Origin of the sequence: Virgibacillus oceani (genome assembly GCF_014638995.1) — a bacterium.
Classification (GTDB): domain Bacteria; phylum Bacillota; class Bacilli; order Bacillales; family Amphibacillaceae; genus Virgibacillus_E; species Virgibacillus_E oceani.
Genome location: NZ_BMFR01000001.1, coordinates 631,546 through 642,539, shown reverse-complemented (window position 1 = coordinate 642,539; position 10,994 = coordinate 631,546). Strand labels below are relative to the sequence as shown.

The 10,994-nt window shown below is 33.5% G+C and carries 16 protein-coding genes and 1 pseudogene; 11 read left to right on the top strand and 6 right to left on the bottom strand.

Annotated features, from left to right (window positions below; all coding sequences use genetic code 11):
* The 6 genes from IEV74_RS03495 to IEV74_RS03480 all read left to right on the top strand — a co-directional run.
* A partial coding sequence (locus tag IEV74_RS03495; protein ID WP_308418965.1) for a group II intron maturase-specific domain-containing protein occupies positions 1 to 507 on the top strand: 507 nt, incomplete at its 5' end.
* A gap of 153 nt (positions 508 to 660) precedes the next feature.
* Positions 661 to 795, top strand: a complete 135-nt coding sequence (locus tag IEV74_RS19855; protein ID WP_268233829.1) for a hypothetical protein — start codon at positions 661 to 663, stop codon at positions 793 to 795.
* Positions 796 to 1,044: a hypothetical protein gene (locus tag IEV74_RS03490; protein ID WP_099158278.1), complete on the top strand. Its 249-nt coding sequence runs from the start codon at positions 796 to 798 to the stop codon at positions 1,042 to 1,044.
* Entirely contained in the window at positions 1,044 to 1,208 is a 165-nt protein-coding gene (locus tag IEV74_RS03485; RefSeq protein WP_176555810.1) for a glycoside hydrolase family 25 domain-containing protein, read from the top strand. Before IEV74_RS03490 ends, IEV74_RS03485 begins: the two co-directional genes overlap by 1 nt.
* 351 nt (positions 1,209 to 1,559) lie before the next feature.
* Positions 1,560 to 1,685 (top strand): hypothetical protein, encoded by a 126-nt coding sequence (locus tag IEV74_RS19850; RefSeq protein ID WP_268233828.1) that lies wholly within the window; start codon positions 1,560 to 1,562, stop codon positions 1,683 to 1,685.
* A gap of 291 nt (positions 1,686 to 1,976) precedes the next feature.
* On the top strand, positions 1,977 to 2,156 hold the full coding sequence (locus tag IEV74_RS03480; RefSeq protein ID WP_188453934.1) for a hypothetical protein: 180 nt from the start codon (positions 1,977 to 1,979) through the stop codon (positions 2,154 to 2,156).
* A gap of 8 nt (positions 2,157 to 2,164) precedes the next feature.
* On the opposite strand, the gene IEV74_RS03475 is transcribed toward IEV74_RS03480, so the two are convergent.
* Positions 2,165 to 2,305 (bottom strand): hypothetical protein, encoded by a 141-nt coding sequence (locus tag IEV74_RS03475; protein ID WP_188453933.1) that lies wholly within the window; start codon positions 2,303 to 2,305, stop codon positions 2,165 to 2,167.
* On the opposite strand from IEV74_RS03475, the pseudogene IEV74_RS19905 reads away from it, so the two are divergent.
* Positions 2,306 to 2,383: pseudogene (locus tag IEV74_RS19905) on the top strand (recombinase family protein); the annotation flags it as partial.
* Positions 2,384 to 2,576: 193 nt separating this feature from the next.
* Here the strand turns inward: IEV74_RS19905 and IEV74_RS03470 are convergent.
* Positions 2,577 to 3,056: an RrF2 family transcriptional regulator gene (locus IEV74_RS03470; RefSeq protein WP_099158279.1), complete on the bottom strand. Its 480-nt coding sequence runs from the start codon at positions 3,054 to 3,056 to the stop codon at positions 2,577 to 2,579.
* Between the two features lie 183 nt (positions 3,057 to 3,239).
* Between IEV74_RS03470 and IEV74_RS03465 the strand changes: the two genes are divergently transcribed.
* Both IEV74_RS03465 and IEV74_RS03460 read left to right on the top strand, forming a co-directional pair.
* Positions 3,240 to 3,929: an FMN-dependent NADH-azoreductase gene (locus tag IEV74_RS03465; RefSeq protein ID WP_099158280.1), complete on the top strand. Its 690-nt coding sequence runs from the start codon at positions 3,240 to 3,242 to the stop codon at positions 3,927 to 3,929.
* Positions 3,930 to 4,014: 85 nt separating this feature from the next.
* Positions 4,015 to 4,458: a carboxymuconolactone decarboxylase family protein gene (locus IEV74_RS03460; RefSeq protein ID WP_099158281.1), complete on the top strand. Its 444-nt coding sequence runs from the start codon at positions 4,015 to 4,017 to the stop codon at positions 4,456 to 4,458.
* A gap of 553 nt (positions 4,459 to 5,011) precedes the next feature.
* Here IEV74_RS03460 and IEV74_RS03450 read toward each other — a convergent pair.
* Positions 5,012 to 5,500 (bottom strand): CBO0543 family protein, encoded by a 489-nt coding sequence (locus IEV74_RS03450; RefSeq protein WP_188453931.1) that lies wholly within the window; start codon positions 5,498 to 5,500, stop codon positions 5,012 to 5,014.
* A gap of 587 nt (positions 5,501 to 6,087) precedes the next feature.
* Between IEV74_RS03450 and xerS the strand changes: the two genes are divergently transcribed.
* Positions 6,088 to 7,158 (top strand): tyrosine recombinase XerS, encoded by a 1,071-nt coding sequence (xerS, locus tag IEV74_RS03445; RefSeq protein ID WP_188453930.1) that lies wholly within the window; start codon positions 6,088 to 6,090, stop codon positions 7,156 to 7,158.
* A 469-nt stretch (positions 7,159 to 7,627) separates the two neighbouring features.
* Here xerS and IEV74_RS03440 read toward each other — a convergent pair whose 3' ends face one another.
* Positions 7,628 to 8,695 carry a citrate/2-methylcitrate synthase gene (locus tag IEV74_RS03440; RefSeq protein WP_188453929.1) on the bottom strand — a complete coding sequence of 356 codons (1,068 nt, stop codon included), beginning with the start codon at positions 8,693 to 8,695 and terminating at the stop codon, positions 7,628 to 7,630.
* Positions 8,696 to 8,801: 106 nt separating this feature from the next.
* Here IEV74_RS03440 and IEV74_RS03435 point away from each other — a divergent pair, with 106 nt between their 5' ends.
* Entirely contained in the window at positions 8,802 to 9,680 is an 879-nt protein-coding gene (locus tag IEV74_RS03435) for a LysR family transcriptional regulator (protein WP_188453928.1), read from the top strand.
* Positions 9,681 to 9,746: 66 nt separating this feature from the next.
* Here the strand turns inward: IEV74_RS03435 and IEV74_RS03430 are convergent, their stop codons facing one another.
* Both IEV74_RS03430 and narI read right to left on the bottom strand, forming a co-directional pair.
* The gene (locus IEV74_RS03430) at positions 9,747 to 10,166 is read right to left on the bottom strand and encodes a hemerythrin domain-containing protein (RefSeq protein WP_188453927.1); all 420 of its coding nucleotides are present in this window, start codon (positions 10,164 to 10,166) and stop codon (positions 9,747 to 9,749) included.
* Positions 10,167 to 10,252: 86 nt separating this feature from the next.
* Positions 10,253 to 10,981, bottom strand: coding sequence for a respiratory nitrate reductase subunit gamma (gene narI / locus IEV74_RS03425; RefSeq protein WP_188453926.1), 729 nt, complete (start codon positions 10,979 to 10,981; stop codon positions 10,253 to 10,255).
* Positions 10,982 to 10,994 lie beyond the last annotated feature (13 nt).

The window sequence follows — 10,994 nt, the reverse complement described above, 5'->3', positions numbered from 1 at the left end:
TTATCTCGGATTTTAAGCTGGATTAATTTGATATTTGATGTCTGGGATAATGTGCTGATTTACACTAATAAAAAGAAGTTTCAACCAAGACCACATGGAAAGTCGATTCGGAAATTTCAAAGGAAACTGCGACAGCTAACGAAACGAAATTGGGGCATCTCACTAGACGATAGAATCGTCAAGTTAAAACAGGTCATCTTCGGCTGGGTCAACTACTTCAAGATAGCTAACATGAAGAAAATTCTTGCGACAATAGATGCAAAGCTCCGCTCCAGAATTCGGGTAATCATTTGGAAGCATTGGAAGAACAGTAAAAAGAGAATAAAATCTCTCGTTCAGCTTGATATACCCAAAGAAGAAGCCAAAGGCTTAACTTACTGTAGAAAAGGTTACCGATTTATTGGACTATCGAAGGTCGTACAGATAGCCTTATCCAACAAGCGACTAAGGCGAAGGGGAATCCCCTTTGCCTTAGACCACTATCTAAAAGTACACACTGAAATATAAATTGAACCGCCGTTACGGAACCGTACGTACGGTGGTGTGAGAGGGGCGAAAAGTTCTTAACTTTTCCCTCTACTCGATTGAGAAAGGCGGTTTCATATGGATGAAAGAATTATTAAGTTAGAAATAGAAATGATGTAAAAACATGCTTAAAAGTTGCATAAGCTAGATGAAAGAATGGTTAAAGAAGATATTAAATCAATAAAAGGCAATGCAACATGGATATTGCGGTTAGTTTTAAGTGCAATTGTTATGACTTTATTAGTGGTAATTATTAAAGGAGGAATTTAAATGTTTGAAATTTATGATGTGGCGATTATTCCATTGATTTTGGCAATGGTGGAGTTAGTTAAAATAGTGGGTTTACCAGTGAAATATAGCCCATTTGTAGCAGTTGTATTAGGTCTTGCATTCGGTATTTTTTATTTAGATGCAAGCTTGAAACAAAATATCATCGTCGGACTGATGTATGGACTTTCAGCAACTGGTTTGTATAGCGGTACTAAGAACATGACTCAAACCAAAGAGGAGGAACACTAATGACTAAACGAAAAGGAATAGATGTATCGGAACAACTAAAAGATATTGATTGGGATAAAGTTAAAGTCGATGGAATTCAGTTTGCCATGCTGCGAATAGGAATTAATAGCGATACCGATACGATGAAAAATTTAAGAGTAATGTTTAAGAATGTGAACGTGTAGGCATCCATTGGGGTGCCTATTTATAAAGTTACGGAGTGAGGTGGACAACGCCTTAAGGTTGTTAAAAGTAAAAAATCCATCTTATCCCATCTCTTTTGATATCAAGGATGCAAACGGATATAAAAAGCGACATGGTATATCTTCTGATGCTGAATTAGTAGAGATTTGTTACACTTTCTTAGATGTGGTGAAGGGATGTAGGTTATTATGTCAGTCTTTACGCAAATAAAAGTTAGCTAGATAATCAACTTAACAGAAGTAAATTAAATCGATTTGATAATTGGGTAACTCAATGGGGAGAAACATGCAGCTATGACAAATCTTCTTATTAAATGTAGCAGCACACAAATAGTGGAAGTAAACAGAATCAACGGAAGTGTAAATACGAACTATGCATACCGTGATTTCACTTCTGTTACTGGTAATGAAATGCAAGTAACTAGCAAATCGAGACAAAAACCTAAACAAGAAGATTAAAGACATATTAGCTTTAGGGTATATATTCAAATTACTAAAATTTTTAATGCTGCATTTATATGCTACAAGCCATCAAGTACTAAATCTAAAAAACTCGATACAGCTAAGAAAAGTGAAAAATTACCGATAGCTAGATCTATCCCGGGATGGCATGAAGTCATTCACAATGGTCATCAACCTTATACGAATGCAGATTAAGCAAAAAGGGTATAATAAATAAAACATCACGACTCCACACGACTAGCCCTTCTCATTTGAGAGGGGCTAATAACTTATTAGAGGTGATAAGCAATGAGTTATGAACATAAAATAAAAGAATTAGAAGATAAAATTACTCGCTTAGAATCAAATGCGAAAATAATGGAAAATCTATTAGTCTCTAATATTCCAGATTGGACAATTTCCCCATTAAATAAAGTTAAAGCAAAAGGGATTATTCCTTACTCATTCAAAAAAGGTGGAGTTGGTTAATAATAACATTATCTAACTAATTTCTTTACATTTTCAACAATATCATCAATGGTGTTTATTGCTGTATTTAATGTCAACCTCCCTGATAAAGAGAAGTTGTACTTCTTTACTTGATCAGCAGTAACATTGTGCCAGATTGGAAGTATCATTTAACTCGAAGTACACAAGACCTATTTGAATTAATCGATTACATATGGAGTAAGAAAGCAAACCAAAAATCACTACAAATGGTCCCTCTTTATTCCATTAAAGGCCAATATCTTGAATAACTTACTAAGATTGTAAACGGGTAAAGTTGAGTATTGGTTGTAGTTATCAATAAACAATTGAAACATACGTTTTCCTTGAAATAAAAAAAACCTCTCTAAATTTCTTTTAATTAGGAAATTTCATGAGAGGTTTGTTTTTTTAGTTGTTAATCTACGAAAAATATTTCCGGGTTTCTTCACGTATTTGTTTGGGCAAGACACGATTAAGTTCTTCATTTAACCATGAAAGAGTTTTACTACGTAAATCATCACGCATTTTTTCTTCCGCAGAGAGCATAACTAAATTGATGGTACAAAAAGAGGGAGCTGAACAGCATCCTTCTCGATACAAATAGCCATTATCTTTGATATTTTTACATTGAAAAATAGGCTTATGACCTTCAACTGCTTCAACTACATCCCAAAAGGAAACATCTTCTGGAGATTTAGCAAGTTTATATCCACCCTTCACACCAGGGACAGAGCTAACAATACCAGCCTTAGATAATTTACCGAAAACTTTTGATAGAAATGTCTCGGAAAGTCCTTGGAACTCTGCCAAATCCTTTATTCCTACACTTTCTTTGGAAGGAACATCAATTAAATAAACTAGACAATGTAAAGCATATTCAACGCCGACACTGTATTGCATAAAACTCACCTGCTTTTTTAAAGATTTTCAAATTGTATCTTAGGTGAATTTAGAGTCTTAGTCAAATAGAGGATTTTGGTAAACCATCTTCACTTGACAAAAATAATTATAGCATATATTATAGTTAATGCCAATCGTCGATCAATTTAATCTCTAATTGGAACCTATTTAGGAGGAAATAAATTGGAACAAAGACTGGAACTACAAAATAATCAAATTAATAGTGGTGGAACAATGAATATTTTACAGTTAATAGCTCATCCTGATTACAACAATCAAAAAAGAACAGCAAACCGTTTAGCAGATGTTGGATTAAAAACTTTACAAGAAAAATTAAATGGTCAAGGAACAATCAAAGTATTAAATGTTTACGATCCAAATAATTTTATCCCGCAAGTTACTGCTGACACTTTAAATTTTACTAATCCTAAAGAAATGTCTGCTGAACGATTAAAAAATCATGAAGCACAATATAAATTAATTAAACAATGGAAGTCAGCAGATTATATTTATATTTACATGCCTTTGCATAATTGGAATGTGCCTGCAAAGTTTAAAGACTATCTGGATAATATTCTAACTGCAAGAGAAACATTCAAATACACTGAAACTGGTTCAGTTGGATTGATGTCAGACGAAACTACCAAGGTCACATTTATCCTCACGAGTGGAAGTGAATATGATACTAATTACCGATATGTAAATTTAGATATTGCACCAAAATATATGCGCGGAGTACTGCACATGATGGGAATTAACAAAATGAAATTAATACGTTGTCAAGGCTTAGACATGTATACTAACGACAAAGAAGAAATAATAAAATCAGCTGAAAAAGAATTAATAGGTTATATTAACTCACAATCTTTCTAAACTAGAAAAATCAGCGACCTTTTGAATTAAAGGGAGGGGTATTAAAATCCAGAGTTAACTAAGATTTTTAAGGAGGTAATTAAAAATGGAACAACGAATTGATTATTACAATGTAGCACCAGAAGCACTTAAAATCATTATGGAAATGGACAAGTATACGAAAACTACAGGTATAGACCGGAAACTTCGTGAACTTATAAAAATTCGGGCTTCTCAAATAAATGGTTGTGCATACTGTATTAACATGCATACAGCTGACGCTAGGAAAATGGGAGAAACGGAACAACGTTTATATTGTATTAGTGCTTGGAGAGAGTGTACATTTTATTCAGATGCGGAAAAAGTAGCTCTTGAGTTGACAGAGTACGTGACTTTAATCTCAACAAAACATGTGCCAGATGAGCTTTATCAACGAGTACGTGAGCAATATGACGAAAGACAATATGTTGATCTTGTTCTAATTATCAATCAAATCAACAGTTGGAATAGAATTTCTATCGCAATGGGGAATAAAGCAACTGAAAAATAATTATTCTAAGGCTGACATCTTGCGGACATCTTATAGTGTTCGTTTCGGATGCATTTAATAATATTGTTTATATTCAGCAATTGGGTGTTATAATTAAGGCCCAATTGCTCTATTTTAATTTGCGGAGAAGTTAGGCTATTAATAATGGAAAATTCCTTAACGTTGTAAGTGGAGTTTCATGACGCTACCCTCCAAAAGACTTTCTCCCGTCTGAACTACATAAGTAGAACCTGGAATAACCAGTGCCTTGACAAGAACAAGACGACTGTTCTCACTAAGCCCATTTAAAGAGGTAATTTTTTCTTTATTTACTCCATATTTCTGAAAAAATTCCCACAGGCTGTCTCCCTGTTTCACCTCATAAATACTTGAGCATGCCCTATTTCAGGAAGTATCAAGCATACAGCCATGATAATACTCATAATTATAGTTTTTATCATCTTGTATTATCCTTTTTAAAATATGATTTCTTTTAGCACAGCGATAACCGTATTTTAAAAATGTCCTATCTTTATCAAACAGTATGTTGTTAAAGGATATCTACAGCAAATTGTTATTGAAGGTTATTTTTTGAATTGATATCTTGTACCGGAATCTTTTTAATAATGCTAATAAATCCTCTTATAGTAAATAGGCTAAAATTCACACATAGAAATGTATGAAATATAGACCACCTTTTCCATTCAAATAACCTTGTCTTTTTTTCCATCCACCATTGGCAAATTGACATTGGTACACTGAAATAAAGACTTTTAAGTAAAATTGAAGCTGGTGGAGCATAATAAGTAATTTGAATCCATACTACGCTAAGAAGAGGAAAATATAGTAAATTATATAAAATATTTGTTTTAAATATTTTTGGAAAAAATCTAACAGGATATTTAATCCGACCTGTTCCTACTGCGAAATTATCAACAATGGTTGCTAATACACCCTTACTGAAAAATACAAGTAACCATATGATCAATCCCTTTTTCTTGAACAAAAAAGGTATCGATGCAAGACATGCTACAAGTAACCCCCTTAACATTAATCGTTCCATCCTAAGTTCATCCTTTCAACCGCTTTTTTGTTATTTTGTACAAAGCAAAACGTAATATGCATTGTTAGAAATTCTTAAATGAATTCTGGATATCATATAATTCGGTGAATTTTTTTACCATATCCTCTGATTTGAGATTGGCACTCTTCATTTCTTTATGCGCAATAGTGCGGTTTCCCTTTAGCGAGCACAGCTCGTTTTACTAGCTTCAGATCATTTAAGAGGGACCTAAAAATTCATTAGCTGCCCCTACAAGTTTACAGTCGCCGTGGCAAATACGACTTGTTGTGGACCGAATCCTTCAAATGACCGTTCAACTAGTGCCAGGATTCAATGAATGTAGGGATTCTTTTTGGAACAAAAGTATATCGTGCCGTATTCTTATAGCATCGTTTTAAAAATAACCGTTGGGTTAAAAGGGATGATATAATTAACTTATGATTTCCTTAGCAGTATGAATAAATGAATGAAGTAGAAGTGATTTTTTGATATATAATATATAGTGTACCTGCAATAATTATTACGTAAAATATAAATTTGACGAAGTTATTAATAAAAGCTAAACTAATTTTAGCGGGGTGGTCAAAATGAGTATAGATAAGAAACAACGTTATTATGAGAGGGTAGAGGAAAAAGTAAAAGAGCTTCCCTGGTATGTTGGTGAATACATAGATAAAAAACGAAGAAAACTATCTTCAGCATCACTTCTAAACTATTGCCATGATTATATGATTTTTTTCGATTGGATATTGGCAGAAGGGTATTTTAAGGGGAAACGGGTAGATGTATCACTTGAAATACTGGAAAGCCTAACAGTACAACAAATTGAAGATTTCTTATCCTTTTTAGAATTTAAATTAGAGAATTCTGCATCAACCATTAATCGAAAATTATCTGCACTAAAGTCTTTATTTCATTACCTACAGAATATCGCAGAAACAACTGACTTGAAGCCATATATTCTAAGAAATGTGATGGCGAAGATAGAATTAAATGATGTTAAGGAAGACCAAGAAACAATCGCCAATCGAATGGAAGGAAAAATGCTGCGAGGAGATGAATATGAAGAGTTTCGTCAATTTGTAGCCCATGAATACGGTTTGGTACATAAAGACAACAAAAAGCTCGTTAATTTCCATAAGAAAAACTGCGAGAGAGATACAGCTATTATTTCATTAATTCTAGGATCTGGCCTTAGACTATCTGAAGTAGTTGGTCTTAATTTAGATGATATTGACTGGAAAAAGAGCACTGTTCGGGTTATTAGAAAAGGGAACAAGGAACAATATGTTTATTTTAGTGAACAAGCTACATTTGATCTAAAGGAATATCTATCTATTCGTAAAAAACGATATGAGGTTAATAAAAGTACCAAAGCATTATTTGTTGCATCGACCATGGGACCAAAAGGAACAACTAGAAGATTAACAGAACGGTCAATTGAAAAGTTAGTTGAAAAGTATGCTAAAGCATTCGGTAAACCATCATTATCGGTACATAAGTTAAGACATTCATTCGCAACCAGATACCATCTTGAAAACAATAATGTACCTAAGTTAAGGAGACAATTGGGACATTCTTCTATACAAACGACTATGATATACACTCATCTCACAAATGAAGAAATGCATGAAGCAGTAAATAAGGCAGATAAATAAATACAAAAATCACTGGCTGTGGGAGATTTTATGCCCACAGTTTTTTTGGTTTCAGTATTTTTGTGTCACAACCAGTCCAATTTATGTAAAGATGTATGTGTTAAACAAGAAATTCAGTATATTTGTGTCACTAAATTATTAAAAACATTGGATGAATAAATTAATTTTAAGCATTATAAGGAGAATTTTAATAAAATAACTATAAAAAAGATAGGAATATAGGAAAAGGCGACGGGTTCAGTATTTTTGTGTCATTATCTTCAGTATTATTGTGTCACTCGTCAATAATGAAAAGGGGAAAATATAACAGTTAAATTTTTAATCGTTTCTAGTTTACATAATATATATTATAGGAAGTTAAGTAAGCCAATGAATTTTAATCTCATAATCTAAGAATACTTATGATATTGAGACAAATTTAAAATTTTAGCGCTATAAGTTGATTATTTTTATAGCGCTATCGAATGAATTATTTCGTTATATATTTTGCAGTTGGTCTGAATATCGTGTTGTTATTAATTTGTTCAATTGCATGTGCGCACCAGCCAATGACTCTGCTTGAACTAAATATTGCAGTAAATAATTCTGGATCTATATCTAATGATTTCATAATTGCTGCTGCATAATATTCTACATTTGTATAAAGTCTTTGATTCGGCTTATGTTTATTTAATAATTTTATTGTTTCTTTTTCGGTCTTTATAGCCAGTTTTATCCATTCGGGTAATTCATCTAGTTCGTTTATTTTGTTTTTTAAAGCTTCTGCCCGCGGATCTACAGTTTTATATACCCTGTGGCCAAATCCCATAATTCTTTCCTTGTTTTTAAGCTTATTGTGAATGACCTCTATTATGCGGTCTTCCGTGTTTATTTCATCAAGTAATCGAATGACTCCAGAGGGTGCGCCTCCATGCAAGGGCCCTTTCATTGTGCCGATAGCTGAAGTAATGGCTGATACAAGATCACTTTGTGTTGATATCGTTACACGAGCAGAAAATGTTGATGCATTTAGCCCATGCTCCATCGTCATTATTAAATATGTTTCTAACATGCTTGCGTGAGTCGTATTTATGTTGCCTTTAAGCATATATATAAAATTATTTACATGATTTAAATTATCATCTGGATTAATTATAGGCTGGTTCTTAATTTTTCTGTATCGATAAGCAATTATTGTTGGCATAATAGCTATTAGCTGATTTGCATTCTTAAGATAGCTATCATGTTCTAATGTTACAGACGAAACCGCAGTCCGTAATACATCCATCATAGAAAGTTCCTTTGGTAAACTATCCAAAATACGCATGATATGAATGGGTAATTTACGATATATTTTAAGGTTTGATTCAAAAATAATTAATTTTTCTTTAGCGGGAATTGTTCCATACAGTAAGTAATACGCCGTCTCTTCAAATGAATATTTTTTAATAATTTCTTGTATAGGTGTATTGCGATATAGTAACATGCCCTGTTCGCCATTAATTTGACTTAATGACGTTTCTACTGCTGTTACACCCTTTAAACCTGGTTTGTACATTGTTCTCTCCCCTTCCCTTTCTTTAAGTATATGTCAATCAAATAATTATTAAAATTTAATATTATTTACTATAATAATAACTATATTTTATTAATGAGGTGTAACTATGGACACACGGATCATGCAAACATTTTTACTGGCTGCAAAATATGAAAATTTCCGTATGGTCGCAGAAAAACTATATATTACACAGCCTGCTGTTACGTTTCAAATAAGACAACTTGAAGAAGAGTTGGGCGGCAAATTGTTTAACAAGTATGGAAGAAATATCCAACTAACCGAATTCGGGAGATTATTTGAAAAGGAAGCAAAAGAAATGATAGCGCAGTATGAAAAAAGTATAACCCGGTTAAATAGTTTTCAGCAAGGTTTTCAAAGAACAATAAGAGTAGCTATTTCTCCATTAATGGCAGAAACGATTCTGCCTAGTATTCTAGTACGTTACACGAAAACGTTTCCAAATGTCGAATTATCCATCGAAGTATTAGAGTCAATTAAAATTTCCGATGCTGTAGAAAAAGGAGAAGTCGATTTAGGGTTATCATGTCTGCCTGGATTTCCAACAATTAAATCGTTAAAACTTCATGAAGAATCCGTCAGTCTTGTTTGCAGACATGACGGATATGATTCTGAAACCGGTCCTATCATTGATGCACAAAACCTTCTTGAGAGTACTATTATTTTTACAGATAATCATCCCACCTATTGGGAGAGGTTGAAAGAGCAATTAAAGACTTCTTTATCGACATATAAATTGATGAAAGTAAATCAGTCCTATGTTACAAAACGTTTTGTATTAGAAGGTATTGGTGTAAGCTTCTTACCAAAATCGATCATAAACCGGGAAATATTAGAAGGGAGATTATTAGAAGTGCCTGCACCTTTTCTAACATTACCAACTGCAAATATGTATATTTTATATAAATATGAACAACAAATGGAGAGCGACTTTGTAAAATTCATTTCAAATTTTTATATCAGTTAAGGAAATTTGGTTCTTTGATGGAAAAAGGGCGACACTACATATATGATAGTTTCGCCCTTAATTAATCTATTCTTTTAGCAGTTTGCTTTCTTCGCTTCTGCTATGGATCTCATTTACAATTAACAATGATTTAAATTGATCAATCATTTCCCTGGTTACTAGCCTCTCACCTAATTTTTCTTTAATTTGATCCAAAATTATTCGGAGTAAATCATGATCACGAGTCAGCATATGTATTTCTTTTTTCAGCTCAGGATTTTCTTCTAATATTTCTTTATACAGCCCATCCTCCTCAGCATCCGCATGTGCAATTACTCGTGTTTCCCAATGTTCAGCTAATGCTTTAGCAGCCTTTAAGCAATCATCTTTACGCTCATCATTTAATAACCGTTCTGTCACTAATGTTAGGTCTCGCGCCTCGACGTATGCTCCCTCATGGATAGAACGATGAGAAGCTAATTTTCGTAATGCGGGTCCAGTTGCCATATTCTATATCCCCCAATATAATTAAATAATCTCACGTATATCATAACACAAACGTCCCAGCACCGGTAAATGCAGGGACGTTAGAATTAAATATCTTTTCTCTCAGCAACTTTAGTTTTATGATATGGTTTAACATTTCGGTATACAACATAATTTCTTCTTAAATATTTTAACGGTAAGCTAAATACATGCACAAGTCTAGTAAACGGCCAAATAGCAAATAGCAGGAAAGCAAGCAATACATGCAATTTGAATCCAATCGGGGCTTCAGACATTGCTGCAATCATTCCTTGGGTAGGTTGTAATGTTATGATTTCTCTCAACCAGGGACCAATTGTTACACGGTAGTCAAAGGTCCCCCCGGAAGCTGAGTAGCCAGCAGTATTTGTAAAACCAACAAGAACTACTATGCCAAGCATAATAAGTGCAACGTAGTCACTTACAGAGCTGTTTTTAACAACACGTTTCACAGATACGCGCCTTAAAAATAGGAAAAATCCGCCCACTACTACAGCAAGTCCTGCCAATCCGCCAAACCAAATCGCCCCAAAATGGTACATGTGATCAGATATACCAAACAATGTATACCATGCCTTAGGGATTAACAAACCAGCTACATGCCCAAAAAACACAAATATTATTCCCCAATGAAACACAGTGCTGCCAAATCGCAATCGTTTTTGTTCCAAGAATTGACTGGATTTTGCGGTCCAGCCAAATTGATCTGTGTTGTACCGATAGATATGCCCTAAAATAAAAATAGTTATCGCAATATAAGGAAATACAACCCAAAGGAAAATATCAAGGTTTGACACAAAGCAACAACCC